Origin of the sequence: Bradyrhizobium sp. CCBAU 11386 (genome assembly GCF_028128955.1) — a bacterium.
GTDB lineage: Bacteria > Pseudomonadota > Alphaproteobacteria > Rhizobiales > Xanthobacteraceae > Bradyrhizobium.
This window is the reverse complement of the sequence record NZ_LBKA01000245.1, coordinates 65,497-89,172: the sequence shown is the minus strand read 5'-3', so window position 1 is coordinate 89,172 and position 23,676 is coordinate 65,497. Positions and strand designations below refer to the sequence as shown.

General features: G+C 64.9%; 18 protein-coding genes. 14 read left to right on the top strand and 4 right to left on the bottom strand.

All coding sequences use genetic code 11. The features are described 5' to 3' along the window. Positions 1–163: 163 nt before the first annotated feature. From acnA to XI09_RS29250, 3 genes are all read left to right on the top strand, one after another. The gene (acnA, locus tag XI09_RS29260) at positions 164–2,884 is read left to right on the top strand and encodes an aconitate hydratase AcnA (RefSeq protein ID WP_271569919.1); all 2,721 of its coding nucleotides are present in this window, start codon (positions 164–166) and stop codon (positions 2,882–2,884) included. Between the two features lie 221 nt (positions 2,885–3,105). After that, positions 3,106–3,882, top strand: coding sequence for a DUF1223 domain-containing protein (locus tag XI09_RS29255; RefSeq protein WP_271569918.1), 777 nt, complete (start codon positions 3,106–3,108; stop codon positions 3,880–3,882). Positions 3,883–4,485: 603 nt separating this feature from the next. Further along, positions 4,486–4,857: a DUF2794 domain-containing protein gene (locus XI09_RS29250; protein ID WP_092189541.1), complete on the top strand. Its 372-nt coding sequence runs from the start codon at positions 4,486–4,488 to the stop codon at positions 4,855–4,857. Between the two features lie 109 nt (positions 4,858–4,966). On the opposite strand, the gene XI09_RS29245 is transcribed toward XI09_RS29250, so the two are convergent. The 4 genes from XI09_RS29245 to XI09_RS29230 form a co-directional block, all read right to left on the bottom strand. Then, positions 4,967–5,497, bottom strand: coding sequence for a GNAT family N-acetyltransferase (locus XI09_RS29245; protein ID WP_271569917.1), 531 nt, complete (start codon positions 5,495–5,497; stop codon positions 4,967–4,969). 221 nt (positions 5,498–5,718) lie between these two features. Then, complete coding sequence (locus XI09_RS29240) at positions 5,719–6,510, bottom strand: Bax inhibitor-1/YccA family protein (RefSeq protein WP_028174871.1); 792 nt, start codon at positions 6,508–6,510, stop codon at positions 5,719–5,721. Between the two features lie 268 nt (positions 6,511–6,778). Next, complete coding sequence (locus tag XI09_RS29235) at positions 6,779–9,349, bottom strand: ABC transporter permease (protein WP_271569916.1); 2,571 nt, start codon at positions 9,347–9,349, stop codon at positions 6,779–6,781. Further along, positions 9,346–10,068, bottom strand: coding sequence for an ABC transporter ATP-binding protein (locus tag XI09_RS29230; RefSeq protein ID WP_271569915.1), 723 nt, complete (start codon positions 10,066–10,068; stop codon positions 9,346–9,348). Before XI09_RS29230 ends, XI09_RS29235 begins: the two co-directional genes overlap by 4 nt. A gap of 55 nt (positions 10,069–10,123) precedes the next feature. On the opposite strand from XI09_RS29230, the gene XI09_RS29225 reads away from it, so the two are divergent. The 11 genes from XI09_RS29225 to lpdA all read left to right on the top strand — a co-directional run bounded on the left by XI09_RS29225 (position 10,124) and on the right by lpdA (position 23,667). Then, complete coding sequence (locus XI09_RS29225) at positions 10,124–10,768, top strand: arylesterase (protein WP_271569914.1); 645 nt, start codon at positions 10,124–10,126, stop codon at positions 10,766–10,768. A gap of 175 nt (positions 10,769–10,943) precedes the next feature. Continuing rightward, complete coding sequence (gene thpR, locus XI09_RS29220; protein ID WP_271569913.1) at positions 10,944–11,480, top strand: RNA 2',3'-cyclic phosphodiesterase; 537 nt, start codon at positions 10,944–10,946, stop codon at positions 11,478–11,480. A gap of 228 nt (positions 11,481–11,708) precedes the next feature. Beyond that, positions 11,709–12,893 carry a cell division protein ZapE gene (gene zapE / locus XI09_RS29215; RefSeq protein WP_271569912.1) on the top strand — a complete coding sequence of 395 codons (1,185 nt, stop codon included), beginning with the start codon at positions 11,709–11,711 and terminating at the stop codon, positions 12,891–12,893. Positions 12,894–13,138: 245 nt separating this feature from the next. Beyond that, on the top strand, positions 13,139–14,107 hold the full coding sequence (gene mdh / locus XI09_RS29210) for a malate dehydrogenase (protein WP_008145224.1): 969 nt from the start codon (positions 13,139–13,141) through the stop codon (positions 14,105–14,107). A 213-nt stretch (positions 14,108–14,320) separates the two neighbouring features. Further along, positions 14,321–15,517: an ADP-forming succinate--CoA ligase subunit beta gene (gene sucC, locus XI09_RS29205; protein ID WP_271569911.1), complete on the top strand. Its 1,197-nt coding sequence runs from the start codon at positions 14,321–14,323 to the stop codon at positions 15,515–15,517. A gap of 4 nt (positions 15,518–15,521) precedes the next feature. After that, entirely contained in the window at positions 15,522–16,001 is a 480-nt protein-coding gene (locus XI09_RS29200) for a DUF1579 family protein (protein ID WP_271569910.1), read from the top strand. A gap of 34 nt (positions 16,002–16,035) precedes the next feature. Then, positions 16,036–16,920, top strand: a complete 885-nt coding sequence (sucD, locus tag XI09_RS29195) for a succinate--CoA ligase subunit alpha (protein ID WP_271569909.1) — start codon at positions 16,036–16,038, stop codon at positions 16,918–16,920. Positions 16,921–17,058: 138 nt separating this feature from the next. Continuing rightward, positions 17,059–20,028: a 2-oxoglutarate dehydrogenase E1 component gene (locus tag XI09_RS29190; RefSeq protein WP_271569908.1), complete on the top strand. Its 2,970-nt coding sequence runs from the start codon at positions 17,059–17,061 to the stop codon at positions 20,026–20,028. Between the two features lie 139 nt (positions 20,029–20,167). Further along, complete coding sequence (gene odhB / locus XI09_RS29185; RefSeq protein ID WP_271569907.1) at positions 20,168–21,412, top strand: 2-oxoglutarate dehydrogenase complex dihydrolipoyllysine-residue succinyltransferase; 1,245 nt, start codon at positions 20,168–20,170, stop codon at positions 21,410–21,412. A 67-nt stretch (positions 21,413–21,479) separates the two neighbouring features. Further along, a complete protein-coding gene (locus XI09_RS29180; protein WP_271569906.1) occupies positions 21,480–22,229 on the top strand; it encodes an SDR family oxidoreductase in 750 nt (249 codons plus the stop codon). A gap of 37 nt (positions 22,230–22,266) precedes the next feature. Then, a complete protein-coding gene (gene lpdA / locus XI09_RS29175; RefSeq protein WP_271569905.1) occupies positions 22,267–23,667 on the top strand; it encodes a dihydrolipoyl dehydrogenase in 1,401 nt (466 codons plus the stop codon). The last annotated feature ends 9 nt before the right edge of the window (positions 23,668–23,676 follow it).

Sequence of the window (23,676 nt, the reverse complement as noted above, 5' to 3'; positions counted from 1 at the left end):
CTGCGGCACGTTTGTGGCTGTGGCGGCGCGGTTAGAAAGCTTCTATAAGCCCGGAACTACTTGATGCAGCAACTCAACCTGCCCCTGCAAGCGACCCAGCCGGACTCGCTGACGGTGTTAAAATACCCCTTGCCGGGTATAACTAACAATTGGGATTTCCTACATGACCTCGCTCGACAGCTTCAAATGCAAAAAGACCCTCAAGGTCGGCGCCAAGACCTATGTCTATTACAGCCTGCCCACGGCCGAGAAGAATGGTCTGAAGGGAATTTCGAAACTCCCCTATTCGATGAAGGTCCTGCTCGAGAACCTCCTGCGCAATGAGGACGGCCGCTCGGTCAAGAAGGCGGACATCGTCGCGGTGTCCAAATGGCTGCGCAAGAAGTCGCTGGAGCACGAGATCGCGTTCCGCCCGGCGCGCGTCCTGATGCAGGACTTCACCGGCGTGCCCGCGGTGGTCGATCTCGCCGCAATGCGCAACGCGATGCAGAAGCTCGGCGGCGATGCCGAGAAGATCAACCCGCTGGTGCCGGTCGACCTCGTCATCGACCACTCCGTGATCGTGAACTTCTTCGGTGACAACAAGGCCTTCGGCAAGAACGTCGCCGAGGAATACAAGCAGAACCAGGAGCGCTACGAGTTCCTGAAGTGGGGCCAGAAAGCGTTCTCGAACTTCTCCGTCGTGCCGCCCGGCACCGGCATCTGCCACCAGGTCAATCTCGAATATCTCTCCCAGACGGTCTGGACCAAGAAGGAGAAGATGACGGTCGGCAAGAAGACCGGCACCTTCGAGGTCGCCTATCCCGACTCGCTGGTCGGCACCGACTCCCACACCACCATGGTCAACGGTCTCGCCGTGCTCGGCTGGGGCGTCGGCGGCATCGAGGCGGAAGCCTGCATGCTCGGCCAGCCGCTGTCGATGCTGCTGCCCAACGTCGTCGGCTTCAAGCTGAAGGGCGCGATGAAGGAAGGCGTCACCGCGACCGACCTCGTGCTGACCGTGACGCAGATGCTGCGCAAGCTCGGTGTGGTCGGCAAGTTCGTCGAGTTCTTCGGCCCCGGCCTCGACAATCTCTCCGTCGCCGACAAGGCGACCATCGCCAACATGGCGCCGGAATACGGCGCGACCTGCGGCTTCTTCCCGGTCGACGCCGCCGCGATCGACTACCTCAAGACCTCCGGCCGCGCCGCACCGCGCGTTGCGCTGGTGCAGGCCTATGCCAAGGCGCAGGGCCTGTTCCGCACCGCCAAGTCGGCCGATCCGGTGTTCACGGAAACGCTGACGCTCGACCTCGCCGACGTCGTGCCGTCGATGGCCGGTCCGAAGCGTCCCGAAGGCCGCATCGCGCTGCCGTCGGTCGCGGAAGGCTTCTCGGTCGCGCTCGCCAATGAGTACAAGAAGGCCGAAGAGCCGACGAAGCGCTTTGCCGTCGAAGGCAAGAACTTCGATCTCGGCCACGGCGACGTCGTGATCGCCGCCATCACCTCCTGCACCAACACCTCGAACCCGAGCGTCTTGATCGGCGCCGGCCTCCTGGCGCGCAACGCCGCCGCAAAGGGCCTGAAGGCCAAGCCGTGGGTGAAGACCTCGCTCGCCCCGGGCAGCCAGGTGGTCGCGGGCTATCTCGCCGATTCCGGTCTCCAGACCGATCTCGACAAGGTCGGCTTCAACCTGGTCGGCTTCGGCTGCACCACCTGCATCGGCAATTCCGGTCCGCTGCCGGAGGAGATCTCGAAGTCGATCAACGACAATGGCATCGTCGCGGCGGCCGTGCTCTCCGGTAACCGCAACTTCGAAGGCCGAGTCTCGCCGGACGTGCAGGCGAACTATCTGGCTTCGCCGCCGCTGGTCGTCGCCCACGCGCTCGCCGGCAGTGTGACCAAGAACCTCGCCGTCGAGCCGCTCGGCGAAGGCAAGGACGGCAAGCCGGTGTACCTCAAGGACATCTGGCCGACGTCGAAGGAGATCAACGCCTTCATGAAGAAGTTCGTGACCGCGTCGATCTTCAAGAAGAAGTACGCCGACGTGTTCAAGGGCGACACCAACTGGCGCAAGATCAAGACGGTCGAGAGCGAGACCTATCGCTGGAACATGAGCTCGACCTACGTGCAGAACCCGCCCTATTTCGACGGCATGAAGAAGGAGCCGGAGCCGGTCACCGACATCGTCGAGGCGCGCATCCTCGCCATGTTCGGCGACAAGATCACCACCGACCACATCTCGCCGGCCGGTTCGATCAAGCTCACCTCGCCCGCGGGCAAGTATCTCAGCGAGCATCAGGTGCGTCCCGCCGACTTCAACCAGTACGGCACGCGGCGCGGCAACCACGAAGTGATGATGCGCGGCACCTTCGCCAACATCCGCATCAAGAACTTCATGCTCAAGGGCGCCGACGGCAACATCCCGGAAGGCGGCCTCACCAAGCACTGGCCCGACGGCGAGCAGATGTCGATCTACGACGCCGCGATGAAGTACCAGCAGGAGCAAGTGCCGCTGGTGGTGTTCGCCGGCGCCGAATACGGCAACGGCTCCTCGCGCGACTGGGCTGCGAAGGGCACGCGTCTGCTCGGCGTGCGCGCGGTGATCTGCCAGAGCTTCGAGCGCATCCATCGCTCCAACCTCGTCGGTATGGGCGTGCTGCCGCTGACCTTCGAGGACGGCACCTCCTGGTCGTCGCTCGGCCTGAAGGGCGACGAGAAGGTCACGCTGCGTGGTCTCGTCGGCGATCTGAAGCCGCGTCAGAAGCTGACCGCGGAGATCGTCTCCGGCGACGGTTCGTTGCAGCGCGTTTCGCTGCTCTGCCGCATCGATACGCTGGACGAGCTCGACTACTACCGGAACGGCGGCATCCTGCACTACGTGCTGCGCAAGCTCGCGGCGTAAGCGCGGATTTGTGAACGGTGGCTCACTGCGAAGTGAGTAGAAGGTTAAACGAAGGCGGCCTATCACAAGGCCGCCTTCGCGCGTTTGCGGCATGCTTCGGATGGGCCCGCCCGGCGGAAATTCCGGCCAGGACGGTTGAGTGTGTCGCGCCCCGTAAGACTACGGTGACCATCAGGCGATAAGATTTCCCTTCCCACGAGCAATGGTGTGCGGCGTTCGACATGACAGCAATGACGGCTTCTCATCCGATTTCACGTTGGTCCGGTGCCCTCTGGTCGGGAGCACTCGGTATCTGTGCGATCGTCGCCGTCATCCGTCCCGCCCAGGCTGATCCCCGCGCCGTGGTTGAGCTATTCACCTCGCAGGGCTGCTCCTCCTGTCCGCCCGCCGACAAGATCATCGGCGATCTCTCCAGCGACCCCTCGATCATCGCGCTGAGCATGCCGATCGATTATTGGGATTATCTCGGCTGGAAGGACACGCTGGCGGATTCGCGCTTCTCGGCGCGGCAGCGCGCCTATTCGCGCATGCGCGGCGATCGCGAGGTCTACACGCCGCAGGTCGTGGTGAACGGCTCGACGCATGTCATCGGCAGTGATCGTTCCGGCATCGAGAGCGCGATCGGCAAGACCGACAAGGGCACGGGCGTGATGAGCGTGCCGGTGACGATGTCGCTCTCGGGCAAGCAGATCAACGTGTCGGTGGCCGCGAGCAAGGAGCCGGCGATCTCGCACGGCGAAGTCTGGATCTGCTCGATCGCGAGGTCGGTGCCGATCGCGATCAGCCGCGGCGAGAATCGCGGGCAGCAAGTCACCTATCACAACGTGGTGCGCAACCTGCTCAAGGTCGGCGACTGGACCGGTCGTCCGGAAAGCTGGACGGTGCCGATCGAGAACCTCACGCGCGACGGCGTCGACGGCGCGGTGGTCTACGTCCAGGACGGCAGCCGCGACAAACCCGGCCCGATGCTGGGCGCGGCGTACACGTCGCTGCACTGATTCGAATCTCTCGCTAGCGTCGTGCTCGCTCTCGACCCTCATGGTGAGGAGCGCGCCCTTGCGCGCGTCTCGAACCATGCAGGCCCCCGCTGCATCTCGGCCTCGATCCTTCGAGACGCCGCGCGAAGAGCGCGGCCCTCAGGATGAGGGGAGAGAGCATGTGCTGAGAGCAAAGAGCGTCGGCAGAAACATCCCGACCCAAACAAAAAAGGACCAACTCGCGCTGGCCCTCCTTGTCGCGCGTACAGACCCGATCCTATCGACCCCGGGGGGCTGGGGGCTGAGGAATCCGGAACCGAAAGGACCGGGTCAACGCACACAGGTCTTTTCGCAGTGCAGGGCGGCAGGCGCTGGGCGGAAAAGCGGCGATACTATGATTCCTGCTAACGATCCCGTGACGGTTCGTCGCGACAGAGTTCCACCGTTGCGTGTGCTCCGATTCACGCCCAATTCGATGGGTTGCACCGAGAGCCCTTCCAAAGAGCCCTCGAGAGCCCCTTGCGGCGGGGAACGGTTGGCGCAATCATATGATTGTCATGATCCGCGGTTCCGGGGACGGTCTTCGCGGACGCGATCATGCCGTGCGATGAGGAGGCGCTTCCCATGAGTCTGATGTCGGAGGATGCCGATCCGAGTGAGCAGCGCGCGGCGGCGCGTCCCGTCGCTGCGAATGCGCAGCCGAACCAGGTGACCTTCAACCGGCTCGAACTGCGCCGAATTCTCAATCTCTACGGCCGCATGGTCGCCGACGGCGAGTGGCGCGACTATGCCATCGACTTCCTGAAGGACCGTGCGGTGTTCTCGGTCTATCGCCGCGCCTCGGAAGTGCCGATCTATCGCATCGAGAAGGACCCGCGCCTCGCGCGCAAGCAGGGCATGTACAGCGTGATCTCGGCGACCGGCCTGATCCTGCGCCGCGGCCACGAGCTCGAGCGCGTGCTGCTGGTGATCGATCGCAAGCTGGCGGTGGTTTAGTCATCCGTACGGTGCCGTAGGGTGGGCAAAGGCGCGACGCGCCGTGCCCACCATCTGCCTTCATTCGCCGAGGATGGTGGGCACGCTTGCGCTTTGCCCACCCTACGACCTACTTCCCCGGCACCGTGCTTGCGCCCTCGCCGAGTTCGCGCTGCATCATCACCGTGTCCAGCCAGCGGCCGAATTTCAGCCCGACATTGGGATGTGTGCCGATCATCCTGAAGCCGCCTTTGGTGTGCACGGCGATCGAGCCGGCATTGGCGGAATCGCCGATCACCGCGATCATCTGGCGGAAGCCGCGCGCCTCGCACTCGGTGATCAGCCGCTCCAGCAGCAACGAGCCGACGCCGCGGCGATGGAAGGAGGGATCGAGATAGATCGAGTTCTCGACCGTGAAGCGATAGGCCGGCCGCGGCCGGTAGGCGCCGGCATAGGCGTAGCCGGCGACGCGTCCGTCGAGGATGGCGACGAAATAGGGATAGCCGCCGTCGACCAGCGCGCGGTAGCGCCGCGTCATCTCGGCAAGATCGGGCGGTTCCAGCTCGAACGTCGCCGTGCCCTCGCGGACGGCCTGTTGGTAGATGGCGGTGATGGCGGGGAGGTCGGCCTCAAGGGTGGGCCTGATTTCGGGTGCGGACATGGGGACAAGATTAGAGGCTTCCCGCGGCGGCCGGAAGGGGCTCCGGTGTTGCCCCACCGTCATTGCGAGCGCAGCGAAGCAATCCAGAAATGCATCTGCGGAGGGACTCTGGATTGCTTCGTCGCAAGAGCTCCTCGCAATGACGCGGGGCGGCAGTGGGGCCCAAAACAAAAACCCCGGCCTTGCGGCCGGGGTTGGTGTCCGTTCTCCCGTCGCAGTGCTTAGTCGCGCTGGCCGAGGAGCTGCAGAAGCAGCGTGAACAGGTTGATGAAGTTCAGGTACAGCGACAGCGCGCCGGTGATGGCCGCACGCTCTGCGATGTCACCGCCGGCCGCAGCGTAGCCGTAGATGTAGTCGTTCTTCAGCCGCTGGGTATCCCAGGCGGTGAGGCCCGCGAACACCAGCACGCCGACCACGGACACGATGAACTGGAGCATCGAGCTCGCCAGGAACAGGTTCACCAGGCTGGCGATGATGATGCCGATCAGGCCCATGAACAGGAACGAGCCCATCCCGGTCAGGTCACGCTTGGTGGTGTAGCCGTAGAGGCTGAGCGCACCGAAGGTCGCCGCGGTGATGAAGAACACCCGCACGATCGAGGTGTGCGTGAACACCAGGAAGATCGACGACAGCGAGATGCCCATCAGCGCCGAGAACACCCAGAACAGGATCTGGGCGGTCGAGGGTGCCAGACGGTTGATGCCTGCCGAGATCACGAACACCATGGCGAGCGGCGCGAGCATGAACAGCCACTTCAGGGGGCTGACGAACATCGCATAGCCGAACGGCGTCAGGAACAGCTTGCCGACGCGGACGGCTTCCGGGGTCGGAACGTCAGTCACGGCGGCCATGTAGACGCCGAGTGCGGCAAGGCCCGTGATGGCGAGGCCAATGCTCATGTAGTTGTAGATGCGCAGCATGTAGGCGCGCAGACCGGCGTCGACCGTCGCGGCGTCAACACGCCCGGCGGCCCTGCCGAAAGGAGAAGCGTAGTTACGGTCTAGGTCCGACATGGTCGATTCCCGTTGGTTGGCCGGTCCGGCATGAGGGTCGCCATGCCGCCGGTTCGTCAAATTCTATCTCGGATACCGATGTCTTCCGACTAAATTTTGGCTAACAATCGGGGCTCCGAACCCATTCGATATGTGGGAAACTAACACATTCGCTGCAACCGTCCACGCGCGGCTGAATGTCGCCCTCACCCGCAATCCAGACGAGCAGACGTGGTTAATCGCCGGAATCGTGCGATTTCGCACCCGCGCGGCGGCCCGCTACCTTTTGTCACAAATTCCGCAACACCGTGGCGGGCTTTTTGTTCAACGCCAGGAGCGTGCCGGCGAGCCCGAGCCCGACGGTAACGACCAGGGCGGCCACGACCACGCCGGCTGCGCTGCCGGCCTGCCAGACGAAGCTGAGCGTCATCAGCCGCGTCACGATCATCCAGGCGGCGATGCTGCCGGCGATCACGCCGAAGACCGCGGTGGCGAGCCCGATCAGGACGTATTCGAGCGCATAGGCGCCGAGCAGCCGCAGCCGCGTCGCGCCCAGCGTCTTCAGGATCACCGCATCGTAGACCCGGTGGCGATGGCCGGCCGCGAGCGCCCCGCCGAGCACCAGGATCGCCGAGATCAGGGTCACGGCGCTGGCGCCGCGGATCGCCAGCGCAAGATTGGTCACGACCGAGCCGACCGTCTCCATCACCTCGCGCACGCGCACGCTCGTCACCATCGGGTAGGCGTCGGCCACCTGCTTGATGATCCTGCCGTCGCCTTCGGCGTTGCCGCCGGCTTCGGTCAGCGTCGCGATATGGGTGTGCGGCGCGCCCTTGAAGGCGTTCGGCGAGAACACCAGCACGAAATTGATGCCGAGGCCCTGCCAGTCGATGTTGCGCAGATTGCTGATCTTCGCCGGGATGTCGCGGCCGAGCACGTTGACCACGACCTCGTCGCCGAGCTTGAGGCCGAGCCCGTCGGCGATCTTCTTCTCCATCGAGACCAGCGGCGGGCCGGAATAGTCCGCGCTCCACCACTCGCCCTCAACCACTTTGGAGCCCTTCGGCAGCTCGCCGGTATAGGTGAGGCCGCGGTCGCTCTGCAGCACCCATTCGGAATCGGTGGTTGGCTTGAGCTCTTCGGCGCGGACACCGCGCGCGGCGACGATGCGCCCGCGCAGCATCGGCACGTCCTCGACCTTGGCGCCGGGCGCGATCTGGCGCAGATAGCCGTCGAACTGCGCCGCCTGCGTGCTCGGAATGTCGATGAAGAAGAACGACGGCGCCTGATCCGGCAAGGCCGCGAGGAACTGCCGGCGCAGATTGCCGTCGATCTGGGTGATGGTGACGAGCACGGCGAGCCCGAGGCCGAGCGAGAGCACGACCGAAGGCGTCAGCGCGCCCGGCCGGTGGATGTTGGCGATCGCAAGCCGCAGCATCGGCAGGCGCGTCCGCGGCAGCCGCCGCGCGATCGTCATCAGCAAGGCGGCGATGCCGCGCAGCAGCGCGAACACGACGACCGAGGACGCCACGAACACCGCGGCGATGCGCTTGTCGAAGGACAGGCCGATCACGACCGCGACGAGCAGGGCGATCACGACGCCCATGAACACGAGATAGCTCCAGCGCGGCCGGTGCCATTCGGAGCTGATGGTGTCGCGGAACAGTGCGGCGACCGGCACGTCGTGCACCCGTCCGAGCGGCCACAGGCCGAAGGCCAGCGCGGTCAACAGGCCGTAGACGAAGGACAGCGCGAGCTCGTCGGCGTGCACGGCCGGCACCACCGGCAGCGGCAACAGCTTGCCGAACAGCCCGACGATGGCGAAGGGCATCGCGGCGCCGAGCGCAAGCCCGATCACGGACCCGATCGCCGCGAGTAGGACGACCTGGGCGAGATAGATGCCGAACACGTCGCGGCCCGTGGCGCCGACGGCCTTGAAGGCCGCGATCACCTCGAGCTTCCGGTCGATATGGCTCTTCACCGCGTTGGCGACGCCGACGCCGCCGACCAGCAGCGCCGCGAGGCCGACCAGGGTCAGGAACTGCGTGAAGCGGCTGATGTTGCGCTCGAGCTGCGGCGAGGCGTTGGAGCGGCTGCGGACTTCCCAGCCGGCCTGCGGCGCGGCGTTGCGCGCATCGGCGATGAAGGCGTCGGTGGCGCGCTCGTTGTTGGCGGCCTCAGGCAGCTTCACGCGATAGACCCAGCGCACCAGGCTGCCGGGCTGGATCAGGCCGGTGGCCTGCAGGGCTGCCTCGCTGATCAGGAAGCGCGGGCCGAAGCCGATGCCGCCGGCAAGCTTGTCGGGCTCGGCTTCGACCGTGCTGCGGATCTGGAAGGTCGCCGAACCGATGGTGACGCGGTCGCCGGTCTTGAGCGAGAGCCGCGCCAGCAGCGTCGGATCGGCCGCCGCGCCGAACGCGCCGTCACGCTCTGCAAGGATGTCGGACATCGGCAGCGGCGGCGCCAGCGTCAATTGGCCGAGCATCGGATAGGTGTCGTCGACCGCCTTCATCTCGACCAGCGCGAGCTTGCCCTCGGCCGAGCGCGCCATGCCGCGCAGGGTCGCGGCGGTCGAGACGGTTCCGCGTGAACGCAGGAAGGCGACTTCTTCGGGCTTGGCCTCGCGCTGGAACAGCACGAAGGAGACGTCGCCGCCGAGCAGCGTGCGGCCCTCGCGGGCGAGACCATCGGAGAGGCTCGCCGACACCGAGCCGACGCCGGCGATCGCCATCACGCCGAGCGCGATGCAGGCGATGAAAACATAGAAGCCGCGCAGCCCCCCGCGCAACTCGCGCAGCGCGTAGCGGAGCGACAACGCGGCGGCGTTGGGTCGCGCGAAGGGTTCAGCCGCGGCGCTCATGCCGGCGCAGACTGGGTGTCGATGCGCCCGGAGCGCAGGCGGATCACGCGATCGCAGCGATGCGCGAGCGAGGAATCGTGCGTGACCAGCACCAGGGTCATGCCGCGCTCGGCATGCTTGGTGAAGAGCAGGTCGACGATCTGTTTTCCGGTCGCCTCGTCGAGATTGCCGGTAGGCTCGTCGGCGACGAGGATGGCAGGATCGGGCGCCAGCGCGCGGGCGAGCGCGACGCGCTGCTGCTCGCCGCCGGAAAGCTGCGTCGGATAATGATGCAGGCGGTCGCCGAGCCCGACCGATTGCAGCTCCTGCGCCGCGCGTTTTGCGGCGTCGGGATTGCCGGCAAGCTCGAGCGGCACGGCGACGTTTTCCAGCGCCGTCATGGTCGGGATCAGATGGAAGGACTGGAAGACGATGCCGACCTGGCGGCCACGGAAGCGGGCGAGCGCGTCTTCGTCGAGGGCATTGAAAGGCGTGCCGTTCACCACCACCTCTCCGCTATCAGGACGCTCCAGCCCCGCCATCACCATCAGCAGCGTGGATTTGCCCGAGCCTGACGGGCCGATCAGGCCAATCGTCTCGCCCGAGGCGACCCGCAAGCTGATATCCTTGAGGATGTGAACGCGTGCCGCGCCCGTACCCAATGAGAGATTGACGTTGGAGATAGCGATGGTGTCCGGCGCGGTGCCGGCGAGCGAAGAGGATTCGATGCGAGTGTCCATGGTCCGGTCATATGGCAACTCCGATAGCGCGGTCGAGAGGCGTTACGGATTGTTCATGCACATAGCCGTGTTGATGCTCGCCTTGATGACAATTGCGACAGCGGCGTCGGCACAAGCACAGCCGGCCGCCAAACCGATCAAGCTGGTGGTCCTCGGCGATTCCTTGAGCGCGGGCCTTGGCCTTCCGGCCCAGGAGGCATTCCCCACGAAACTTCAAAAAGCCTTGCAGACCAAGGACATAGCGATCGACATGACCAATGCCGGGGTGTCCGGCGACACCGCCTCCGGCGGCCGCGACCGGCTCGACTGGTCGGTGCCTGAGGGAACCGAGGGCGTGATCATCGAGCTCGGCGCCAACGACGCGCTGCGCGGCATCGATCCCGGCCTGACGCGCACCGCGCTGACCGACATCGTCCAGCGGCTGAAGGCCCGCAGGATTTCAGTCATGCTATGCGGCATGCTGGCGCCGCCGAACTACGGCGCCGATTATGCCGCGCGCTTCAATTCGATTTATCCGGATCTGGCGAAACAATTCGACGTGCCGCTCTATCCGTTCTTTCTCGACGGCGTTGCGGCCGACGCCAAGCTCAACCAGGCCGACGGCATCCATCCGACCGCGGCCGGCGTCGACATCATCGTCGGCAACATGCTGCCCACGGTGGAGGCATTCTTGCGCAACATAAGCGAGCAACGCCGTTGAAAAGCAGGCAACGCTAACCCTAATTCCCAGGGTTTTCCCGGGGCGGTCCGCGCGATGCTTCGCAGAGTCACACAACTGCGATAGGAATCAGGGTACCGGTGATTCGTCGCCGGCTCTAATTTGGATAAGGTCCTGCTTCAAGGGGGCCGTACCCAAGCATCGGGAGTGCGAAACGATGCCGCGTTTGTTCACTGGTCTGGAAATTCCGGCCGAGATCGGCCAGACGCTTTCCAACTTGAGGGGCGGCCTTCCCGGCGCCCGCTGGATCGATCCCGAAAATTATCACGTCACCTTGCGCTTCATCGGCGATATCGACGGCGTCTCCGCCAACGAGATCGCCTCGATGCTGTTTCGCGTCGACCGCAAGCCGTTCGAGGTGAAGGTGCAGGGGCTGACGAGCTTCGGCGGCCGCAAGCCGCGCGCGGTGGTCGCCACCATCGCGCCGAGCAGGCCACTGATGGAATTGCAGGCCGAGCTCGAACGCATGATGCAGCGGATCGGCCTTAATCCAGAGGGACGCAAATTCATCCCGCATGTCACGCTGGCCCGGCTGCACGACGCATCCGACCGCGACGTCGCCGACTATCTGTCGCTGCGCGGCTACTTCCCGAGCAAGGCATTCATGGCCGAACGCTTCGTGCTGTTCTCGTCCCGCGCATCGACCGGCGGCGGGCCGTATGTGGTCGAGGACGCCTACGAGCTGTGTGCGTAGCGCAACTCTCGTGCCCCGGCCGCAGAGCCGGGGCCCAGCGCTTCACAACGAACGATATTTGGCGATGAACGAAATAGTGGGTCCCGGCTCTGCGCGGCAGCGCATAGCGCGTCGAAGACGCGCGTGAACGCGCTGGTGGCGCTGCAGCGCGTCCGGGACACGAATCCGCATAGCCCGTCCACCAATTCACGGCTTGCAATTTCCGTCCGTCTCTGGCGGTAAAGGGCGATGCTCTCGACCCCCAGTTCCCCATTCCGCGAGGCCTATCAGGCCCAGATCGCCGACGGTGCGATCGAGCCTGATGCCGCGCAGTCCGAAGTCGCCGAAGCCTATGCGGCGCTCGACCAGCGGCTCGCGGCTTACAAGCCGCAGCGCAAGCAGGGCCTGCTCAGCCGCCTGTTCAGCAGTGACAAGGACGAGGCGCCGCGCGGGCTCTACATCCATGGCGAGGTCGGCCGCGGCAAGACCATGCTGATGGACCTGTTCTTCCAGCAGTCTTCGGTCGAGTACAAGCGGCGCGCGCATTTCCACGAATTCATGGCCGATGTGCACGAGCGCATCTACGACTATCGCCAGAGCATCGCGCGCGGCGAGATCGCCGACGGCGACGTCATCGCGCTGACCGCGAATGCGATCTTCGAGGAGAGCTGGCTGCTCTGCTTCGACGAATTCCACGTCACCGACATCGCGGACGCGATGATCCTGGGACGCCTGTTCGCCAAATTGTTCGAGCTCGGCACCGTGGTGGTCGCAACCTCCAACGTCGCGCCCGACGATCTCTACAAAGGCGGCCTCAACCGTTCGCTGTTCCTGCCCTTCATCAAGCAGATCACCGATCACATGGACGTCGCGCGGCTCGACGCGCGCACCGACTTCCGGCTGGAGAAGCTTCAGGGCGTGCCGATGTGGCTGACGCCGGCGGACAGCGATGCGGACGCCGCGCTCGACCGCGCCTGGTCGCGCATGAGCGGCAGCGCCAAATGCAAGTCGCACGATATTTCGATCAAGGGCCGCATCCTGCACGTGCCGTGCTCGGCCCATGGCGTGGCGCGGTTCTCGTTCGCCGATCTCTGCGAGAAGCCGCTCGGCGCATCGGATTACCTCAGGCTCGCGCACGACTATCACACCATCCTGGTCGACCATATTCCAGTGATGGATTTCTCCCAGCGTAACGCCGCCAAACGCTTCATCACTCTGATCGATACGCTCTATGACAATGCCGTGAAGCTGATGGCCTCGGCCGACGCCAACCCGATCTCGCTGTACCTCGCCGACGAGGGCAACGAGGCCAACGAGTTCAAGCGGACCGCCTCGCGCCTGATCGAAATGAGCTCGGAATCCTATCTGGCGCTGGCTCACGGCCGCAAGGATTCCACCGCCAGCGGCTCCACCAAGGGCCTGGTGGAGACTTAAGTCCTATACGGCCGTCATTCCGGGGCGTCGCGAAGCGACGAGCCCGGAATCCATTCATCAGCGTGCTCTGCCGCCCGATGGATTCCGGGCTCGCGACTTTCGTCGCGCCCCGGAATGACGGGGCTGCGTGCTCGAGGCGTCGGCAAGCCCGACAATTGGGCATCCACCGACTTGAACGGGCGAGGCGAAAGGGATAACCACCCTGTCAGTTTTCCCCTCCTTACGTGTCTAAAGGACAGGTTCACATGGCGCGCGACAAGATTGCTTTGATTGGCTCCGGTCAGATCGGCGGAACGCTGGCTCACCTCATCGGCCTGAAAGAACTGGGCGACGTCGTGATGTTCGACATCGCCGAGGGCGTGCCGCAGGGCAAGGCGCTCGACATTGCGCAGTCCTCGCCGGTCGACGGCTTTGACGCGCACTACACCGGCGCGAACTCCTACGAGGCGCTCGACAACGCCAAGGTCTGCATCGTCACCGCCGGCGTGCCGCGCAAGCCCGGCATGAGCCGTGACGATCTGCTCTCCATCAACCTCAAGGTCATGGAGCAGGTCGGCGCCGGCATCAAGAAGTACGCCCCCGACGCCTTCGTCATCTGCATCACCAACCCGCTCGACGCCATGGTGTGGGCGCTCCAGAAGGCCTCGGGCCTGCCGCACAAGAAGGTCGTCGGCATGGCCGGCGTGCTGGATTCGGCGCGCTTCCGCTACTTCCTGGCCGACGAGTTCAACGTGTCCGTTGAAGACGTCACCGCCTTCGTGCTCGGCGGTCATGGCGACACCATGGTGCCGCTGGTGAAGTACTCCACCGTCGCCGGCATCCCGCTGCCCGACCTCGTCAAGATGGGCTGGACCTCGCAGGCGCGCCTCGACGAGATCGTCGATCGCACCCGCAACGGCGGCGCCGAGATCGTCAACCTGCTCAAGACCGGCTCGGCCTTCTACGCCCCGGCCGCGTCCGCGATCGCGATGGCCGAGAGCTATCTGCGCGACAAGAAGCGCGTGCTGCCCAGCGCCGCCTATCTCAACGGCGAATATGGCGTGAAGGACATGTATGTCGGCGTGCCCGTCGTGATCGGCTCCAAGGGCGTCGAGCGCGTCGTCGAGATCGAGCTCGCCGGCAAGGACCGCGAGGCCTTCGACAAGTCGGTCGGCGCGGTGCAGGGCCTGGTCGACGCCTGCAAGAAGATCGCCCCCGATCTTCTCGGCCGCTAAGGCGCAAACAATCCCGCCGAAGATCGAAAAGCGGTCTTCGGCGGTTTCACTTCCGGGACCCGGCTGACCGACTTTGTCGAAGGCTTGGCGGGTTCCGGTTCGGAGATCGATGTCAAAGAATCCGGGTTGCAGTTCCTGTGGTATATGGTATGCCAGCCACAAGACTGAGGTGGGCCCATGGGGTCACCGCCCGCGGGTTCAGGGAGCGACCATATGAATATCCATGAATATCAGGCCAAAGCGCTGCTGAACGAGTTCGGCGTGCCGATCTCCAAGGGCGTTCCGGTCCTGAAGGCCGCTGACGCGGACGCTGCGGCCAAAGCGCTGCCGGGTCCGGTCTGGGTGGTGAAGAGCCAGATCCACGCCGGTGGCCGCGGCAAGGGCAAGTTCAAGGAAGCCTCCGCCGGCGACAAGGGCGGTGTCCGCATCGCCAAGTCGGCCGCCGAGGTCTCCGAATTCGCCAAGCAGATGCTCGGCGCCACGCTGGTGACCGTGCAGACCGGCCCGGCCGGCAAGCAGGTCAACCGCCTCTACATCGAGGACGGCTCCGACATCGACAAGGAATTCTATCTCTCGATCCTGGTCGACCGCGAGACCTCGCGCGTCTCCTTCGTTGTCTCGACCGAAGGCGGCGTCAACATCGAGGACGTCGCGCACAACACGCCGGAGAAGATCGTGACCTTCTCGGTCGATCCCGCGACCGGCATCATGGGCCATCACGGCCGCACCGTCGCCAACGCCCTGAAGCTCTCCGGCGATCTCGCCAAGCAGGCCGAGAAGCTCACCGCGCAGCTCTACGCGGCGTTCGTCGCCAAGGACATGTCGATGCTGGAGATCAACCCGCTGGTCGTGACCAAGCAAGGCCAGCTCCGCGTGCTCGACGCCAAGGTGTCGTTCGACGACAACGCCCTGTTCCGTCATCCTGAAGTGCTTGCGCTGCGCGACGAGACCGAAGAAGACGCCAAGGAAATCGAGGCATCCAAGCACGACCTCAACTACGTCACCCTCGACGGCAACATCGGCTGCATGGTCAACGGCGCCGGTCTCGCCATGGCGACGATGGACATCATCAAGCTCTACGGCATGGCGCCGGCGAACTTCCTCGACGTCGGCGGCAGCGCCAGCAAGGAGAAGGTCGCGGCCGCCTTCAAGATCATCACCGCCGATCCCAATGTGAAGGGCATCCTGGTCAACATCTTCGGCGGCATCATGAAGTGCGACGTGATCGCCGAAGGCGTCACGGCCGCCGTGCGCGAGGTCGGCCTCAGCGTGCCGCTGGTGGTTCGCCTCGAAGGCACCAATGTCGAGCTGGGCAAGAAGATCATCCGTGAATCCGGCCTGAACGTGGTGCCGGCCGACAATCTCGACGACGCCGCGCAGAAGATCGTGAAGGCCGTCAAGGGAGGCTAAGGCCATGACCCAAGACCATCTCGCCGCATCATCTCCGCTTGCAGAGCACGCGCGCCTCGCCGCGTTCGTCGGCGAATGGGATGGCGAAGAGGTGGTCTTCCCGTCGCGCTGGACGGCGGGCGGGCCGGCCACCTCGCACGTTGTCGCGCGCATGGATCTGAACGGGTTCTACCTGATCCAGGACGCAATCCAGATGCGCGACGGCAAGCAGGTCTTCGCCACCCACGGCATCTTCACCTTCGACCGCGACGACCGGACCTACAAATTGTTCTGGTACGACTCGCTCGGCTACACGCCGCCCTCGCCCGCCTCCGGCGGGTGGGTCGGCAAGACCCTGACGCTGGTGCGCGGCTCGCTCCGCGGCAATGCGCGCCACGTCTACGAGATCATCGACGACAATTCCTACTCGTTGAAGATCCAGTTCTCGCCGGACGCGGAAGGCTGGGCTGACGTGCTCACCGGCGTCTACCGCCGCATCCACTGACCTCTCACTCGTTAGTTTCGCGAAAGCAGACCTCATGTCCATCCTGATCGACAAGAACACCAAGGTCATCTGCCAGGGCTTCACCGGCAAGAACGGCACCTTCCACTCGGAGGCCGCGATCGCCTACGGCACCAAGATGGTCGGCGGCACCTCGCCGGGCAAAGGCGGCTCGACGCATCTGGGCCTGCCGGTGTTCGACACCGTGCGCGAGGCGCGTGAGAAGACCGGTGCGGATGCGTCGGTGATCTACGTGCCGCCGCCGGGCGCGGCCGATGCGATCTGCGAAGCCATCGACGCCGAGATCCCGCTGATCGTCTGCATCACCGAAGGCATTCCCGTCATCGACATGGTCCGCGTGAAGCGCTCGCTGGCCGGTTCCAAGTCGCGCCTGATCGGGCCGAACTGCCCGGGCGTCATGACCGCCGGCGAATGCAAGATCGGCATCATGCCGGCCAACATCTTCAAGACCGGCAGCGTCGGCATCGTCTCCCGCTCCGGCACGCTGACCTATGAAGCTGTGTTCCAGACCTCCCAGGAAGGCCTCGGCCAGACCACCGCGGTGGGCATCGGCGGCGACCCGGTCAAGGGAACCGAGTTCATCGACGTGCTGGAAATGCTGCTCGCCGACCCCAAGACCGAGTCGATCATCATGATCGGCGAGATCGGCGGTTCCGCCGAGGAGGACGCCGCCCAGTTCCTCAAGGACGAGGCCAAGCGCGGCCGCAAGAAGCCGATGGTCGGCTTCATCGCCGGTGTCACCGCCCCTCCCGGCCGCCGCATGGGCCATGCCGGCGCGATTATTTCGGGCGGCAAGGGCGACGCCGGTTCCAAGACCGACGCGATGAAATCGGCTGGGATTACAGTGTCGCCGTCTCCCGCCCGCCTCGGGCACACGCTTGCCGAAAAATTGAAAGGCTAATTCACTTCTTCGTACTTTTCCGGGCGAAGTTTCGCAGCAAATAGGGTAAATGGTGCCAATCGCGCTGGGCCTCTGCCGGGGGAGCCCAGCGCCAGCGCCGTTTGTTATGCGCGAACCGAAATCGCCAGGAACTCAAGTATGTCTCGCCAAGACGCGAACGCAGCCTTTGCCCTCTCTTCCTTTTTGCAGGGCACCAACGCCACCTACATCGACGAAATCTACGCCCGCTACGAGAAGGACCCGTCCTCGGTCGACGCCGAGTGGCAGGAGTTCTTCAAGAGCCTGAAGGACCAGCCGGACGACGTCCGCAAGAACGCCGAAGGCCCGTCCTGGGAGCGTGCCAACTGGCCGCTGACGCCGCAGGACGACCTGACCTCCGCCCTCGACGGCAACTGGGCCGAAGTCGAGAAGGCGGTCGGCGCCAAGATCGCCGCCAAGGCGCAGGCCAAGGGGGGCGACAAGGGCGCCGGCCTTTCCTCCGCCGACCTGCTTCAGGCCACGCGCGACTCCGTCCGCGCCTTGATGCTGATCCGCTCCTACCGCATGCGCGGCCACTTCCACGCCAAGCTCGATCCGCTCGGCATCGAGGCTCAGCGCAACCGCGAAGAGCTCGATCCGCGCACCTACGGCTTCAGTGAAGCCGATTTCGACCGCAAGATCTTCCTCGATCACGTGCTCGGCCTCGAATACGGCACGTTGCGCGAGATCACCGCGATCTGCGAGCGCACCTACTGCCAGACGCTCGGCGTCGAGTTCATGCATATCAGCAATGCCGCGCAGAAGGCCTGGATCCAGGAGCGCATCGAGGGTCCGGACAAGGAGATCTCGTTCACCCGCGAAGGCCGTCGCGCCATCCTGACGAAGCTGGTCGAGACCGAGGGCTTCGAGAAGTTCTGCGACACCAAGTTCACCGGCACCAAGCGTTTCGGCCTCGACGGCGGCGAATCCCTGATCCCTGCGCTCGAGCAGATCATCAAGCGCGGCGGCAATCTCGGCGTGAAGGAAATCGTGCTGGGCATGCCGCATCGCGGCCGCCTCAACGTGCTGACCCAAGTGATGGGCAAGGCGCACCGCGCGCTGTTCCACGAGTTCAAGGGCGGCTCGGCCAATCCTGATGCGGTCGAAGGCTCCGGCGACGTCAAGTACCACCTCGGCGCCTCCTCGGACCGCGAGTTCGACGGCAACCGCATCCATCTGTCGCTGACTGCCAACCCCTCGCATCTCGAGATCGTCGATCCCGTGGTGCTCGGCAAGGTCCGCGCCAAGCAGGACCAGCACGGCGATCCGCCCGACATGCGCATCTCGGTGCTGCCGCTGCTGATGCATGGCGACGCAGCGTTCGCCGGCCAGGGCGTGGTCGCGGAATGCTTCGGCCTGTCCGACCTGAAGGGCTACCGCACTGGCGGCTCCGTGCACTTCATCGTCAACAACCAGATCGGCTTCACCACCTATCCGCGCTACTCGCGCTCCTCGCCCTATCCGTCGGACGTGGCGAAGATGATCGACGCGCCGATCTTCCACGTGAACGGCGACGATCCGGAAGCCGTGGTGTTCGCGGCCAAGGTCGCGATCGAGTTCCGGCAGAAGTTCCACAAGCCGGTCGTGATCGACATGTGGTGCTATCGCCGCTACGGCCACAACGAGGGCGATGAGCCGGCGTTCACCCAGCCGGTCATGTACAAGCGGATCGCGGCCCATCCGTCGACGCTGTCGCTCTATGCCAAGCGCCTGATCTCCGAGGGCGTGGTCACCGAGGGCGAGGTCGACAAGTTGAAGGCCGACTGGCGCTCGCGGCTCGATGCCGAGTTCGAAGCCGGCACCAGCTACAAGCCGAACAAGGCCGACTGGCTCGACGGCAAGTGGGCCGGCTTCAAGATCGCCGACCAGGAAGAGGATGCGCGGCGCGGCGTCACCGGCGTCGACATCACCGCCCTGAAGGATATTGGCCGCAAGATCACCAAGGTGCCGGATGGTTTCCGCGTCCACCGCACCATCCAGCGCTTCCTCGACAACCGCGCCAAGGCGATCGACACCGGCGCGGGCATCGACTGGGCGACCGGCGAGGCGCTGGCGTTCTGCTCGTTGCTCAATGAGAACCACCATGTCCGTCTGTCCGGACAGGATTCGGAGCGCGGCACATTCTCGCAGCGCCATTCGGTCCTGATCGACCAGGAGGACGAGAGCCGCTACACGCCGTTCAACCATCTCGGTCACGAGCAGGGTCATTACGAGGTCATCAACTCGCTGCTGTCGGAAGAAGCGGTGCTCGGCTTCGAATACGGCTATTCGCTCGCCGAGCCGAACACGCTGACCCTGTGGGAAGCGCAGTTCGGCGACTTCGCCAACGGCGCGCAGGTCGTGTTCGACCAGTTCATCTCCTCGGGCGAGCGCAAATGGCTGCGCATGTCCGGCCTCGTCTGCCTCCTGCCGCACGGCTATGAGGGCCAGGGGCCGGAGCACTCCTCGGCGCGTCTGGAGCGTTATCTCCAGATGTCCGCCGAAGACAACATGCAGGTGGTCTATCCGACCACGCCGGCCAACTATTTCCACGTGCTGCGCCGGCAGCTGCATCGCGAGATCCGCAAGCCGCTGATCCTGATGACGCCGAAGTCGCTGCTGCGTCACAAGCGGGCGGTGTCGCGTCTCGAAGAGCTCGCGAAGGGAACGACCTTCCACCGCATCCTGTACGATGACGCCCAGATGCTGCCGAACGAGGCGATCAAGCTCGTCCCCGACGAGAAGGTTCGCCGCATCGTGCTCTGCTCCGGCAAGGTCTATTACGATCTCTACGAGGAGCGCGAGAAGCGCGGCATCGACGACATCTACCTGATGCGCGTCGAGCAGCTCTATCCGGTGCCGCTGAAGGCGCTGGTGGCCGAGCTGTCGCGCTTCAAGAAGGCCGAAGTGGTGTGGTGCCAGGAAGAGCCCCGCAACATGGGTGCCTGGCACTTCATCGAGCCCTATCTGGAATGGGTGCTGAACCAGGTGAACGGTGCGAGCCGGCGTCCGCGTTATGTCGGCCGCGCCGCTTCCGCCGCGACCGCCACGGGTCTGATGTCCAAGCATCAGGCTCAGCTGAAGGCGTTCCTGGACGAAGCACTGAGCTAACCGAAATTCCAATTGTCATGCCCCGCGAAGGCGGGGCATCCAGTACGCCGCGGCGTCCGTTTGATCCATGATCGTCACGGTGTACTGGATCGTCCGCCTGCGCGGACGATGACGGCCAAAAACGATTAAGGAAAAGACCATGACTGAAATTCGTGTGCCGACGCTCGGCGAATCCGTCACCGAGGCCACCATCGGCCGCTGGTTCAAGAAGGCCGGCGACCCCGTCGCCGTCGACGAGCCCTTGGTGGAGCTCGAGACCGACAAGGTCACCATCGAAGTCCCGGCGCCCTCCGCAGGCACGCTGAGCGAGATCATCGCCGCTGACGGCGCGACCGTTGCTGTCGGCGCGCTGCTCGGCCAGATCACCGAAGGCGCCGCTGGCGCGGCCAAGCCGGCCGCTGCTCCCGCCAAGCCTGCTGCCGCTCCCGCCGCCGCGGCTGCTGCTGCCGCACCGGCTCCGTCCGCGAAGGCGCCGCCGGCCGACGCGCCGCTCGCCCCCTCCGTGCGCAAGCTCTCGGCCGAGACCGGCATCGATGCTTCGACCGTTCCCGGCTCCGGCAAGGACGGCCGCGTCACCAAGGGCGACATGCTCGCCGCGATCGAGCGCGCGGCCTCCGCGCCGACCCCGGTCAACCAGCCCGCCGCCGCCGTCCAGGTCCGCGCGCTCTCGCCGGCCGATGACGCCGCCCGCGAAGAGCGCGTCAAGATGACCCGGCTGCGCCAGACCATCGCGCGTCGTCTGAAGGACGTGCAGAACACCGCGGCCATGCTGACGACCTTCAACGAGGTCGACATGACCAACGTCATGGCGCTGCGCGCGCACTACAAGGACGCGTTCGAGAAGAAGCACGGCAGCAAGCTCGGCTTCATGGGCTTCTTCACCAAGGCCGTCGTGCAGGCCCTGAAGGACATCCCGGCGGTCAACGCCGAGATCGACGGCAGCGACCTGATCTACAAGAACTACTATCACATCGGCGTCGCCGTCGGCACCGACAAGGGCCTGGTCGTGCCGGTTGTGCGCGACTGCGACCATAAGTCGATCGCCGACATCGAGAAGGGCATCGCCGATTTCGGCCGCCGTGCCCGTGACGGCCAGCTCAAGATCGACGAGATGCAGGGCGGCACCTTCACCATCACCAATGGCGGCATCTACGGCTCGCTGATGTCGACGCCGATCCTGAACGCGCCGCAGTCCGGCATCCTCGGCATGCACAAGATCCAGGAGCGGCCGATGGTCGTCGGCGGCAAGATCGAGGTCCGCCCGATGATGTATCTGGCGCTGTCCTACGATCACCGCGTCATCGACGGCAAGGAAGCCGTCACCTTCCTCGTCCGCGTCAAGGAGAGCCTGGAAGATCCGGCGCGCCTGGTGCTCGATCTCTGATCGCTGATGCTCTGCGAGCGCCGTCGCCCTCTCGCGCGACGGCGCGTGTCGAACCATGGAGGGGCGCATGACGGATAAAGTCGTTGTCATCACCGGCGGCAGCCGCGGCATCGGGCGGGCGACCGCGCTCGCGGCGGCCGCACGCGGCTTCCGTGTCGTCGTCGGCTACGCCAGCAACAAGCAGGCTGCGGACGAAGTCGTCGCGCAGATCGCGGCCAGCAACGGCAAGGCCATCGCGGTGAAATGCGATGTCGCCGAGGAAAGCGACATAATCGAACTGTTCAAGCAAGCGGACAAGTTCGGCACGCTCGGTGCCCTCGTCAACAATGGCGGCATCGTCGGCAAGAGCGGCGTGCGCGTCGACGAGATGTCGGCCGAGCGCATCCAGCGCGTGATGGCGGTCAACGTCACCGGCTCCATCCTCTGCGCGCGCGAGGCAGTGAAGCGGATGTCGACCAAGCATGGCGGCAAGGGCGGCGTCATCGTCAATCTGTCGTCGGTCGCAGCCAGGTTAGGTGCACCCAACACCTATGTCGATTACGCCGCGTCCAAGGGCGCGATCGATTCCTTCACCGTCGGCCTCGGCTATGAGGTTGCGGGCGAAGGCATCCGCGTTGCCGCGATCCGGCCCGGCCTGATCGACACCGAAATCCACGCCGCCGGCGGCGAGCCCGACCGCGCCCATCGCCTGGCCCATATGGTGCCGATGAAGCGCGTCGGCACCGCCGAGGAAATCGCCAACGCCATCGTCTGGCTGACGTCGGACGATGCCTCCTACGTCACCTCGGCCATTCTCGATGTGTCCGGCGGACGCTGACACATCTTTCCACGCTAAACTCACGGGACTTTCTCTCATGGCTACCTACGATCTCGTCGTCATCGGCACCGGACCGGGCGGTTATGTCTGCGCGGTGCGCGCCAGCCAGCTCGGCATGAAAGTCGCCGTGGTCGAAAAGAACGCCACGCTCGGCGGCACCTGCCTCAATGTCGGCTGCATGCCCTCGAAGGCGCTGCTGCATGCTTCCGAGATGTTCGAGGAAGCCGCGCATTCCTTCGCCAAGATGGGCGTGTCCGTCTCCGCGCCGAAGCTCGAGCTTCCGGCGATGATGAACTTCAAGCAGCAGGGCATCGACGGCAACGTCAAGGGCGTCGAGTTCCTGATGAAGAAGAACAAGATCGACGTGCTCAAGGGCACCGGCAAGATCCTCGGCACCGGCAAGGTCGAAGTCTCCGCCGACGGCAAGTCGCAAACGATCGAAACGAAGAGCATCGTCATCGCCACCGGCTCGGACATCGCGCGTCTCAAGGGCATCGAGATCGACGAGAAGCGCGTTGTCTCGTCCACCGGCGCGCTGTCGCTGGACAAGGTGCCCGGCAGGTTGCTGGTCATCGGCGCCGGCGTGATCGGGCTTGAGCTTGGCTCGGTGTGGCGCAGGCTCGGATCCGAAGTCATGGTGGTCGAATTCCTGGACCGCATCTTGCCCGGGATGGACGGCGAGATCGCGAAGCAGTTCCAGCGCATCCTCGAAAAGCAGGGATTTGCATTCAAGCTGGGCTCGAAGCTCACCGGCGTCGAAGCGAACAGCAAGGCATTGCTCGCGAAAATCGAACCGGCTGCCGGCGGTGCCGCCGAGACTATCGAAGCCGACGTCGTGCTCGTCTGCATCGGCCGCGTGCCCTACACCGATGGCCTCGGCCTGAAGGAGGCCGGCGTTGCGCTCGACAATCGCGGCCGCGTGCAGATCGATCCGCATTTCGCCACCAGCCTCAAGGGCGTCTACGCCATCGGCGACGTCGTCGCCGGCCCGATGCTCGCGCACAAGGCCGAGGACGAAGGCGTTGCGGTCGCGGAGATCATCGCAGGGCAAGCCGGCCACGTGAATTACGACGTTATCCCAGGCGTCGTGTATACCACGCCGGAAGTCTCCGCCGTCGGCAAGACCGAGGAGGAACTGAAGCAGGTGGGCGTGGCTTATACCGTCGGGAAGTTTCCCTTTACCGCCAATGGCCGTTCCAAGGTCAACCAGACCACCGACGGCTTTGTGAAGGTTCTCGCAGATGCGAAGACCGATCGCGTGCTCGGCGTGCACATTATCGGCCGCGAAGCCGGGGAAATGATCCATGAAGCGTGCGTTCTCATGGAGTTTGGCGGCAGTGCGGAGGATCTCGCGCGCACCTGCCACGCGCATCCGACCCGCTCGGAGGCCATCAAGGAAGCCGCGCTTGCAGTCGGCAAGCGGGCCATCCATATGTAGGCCACGCCC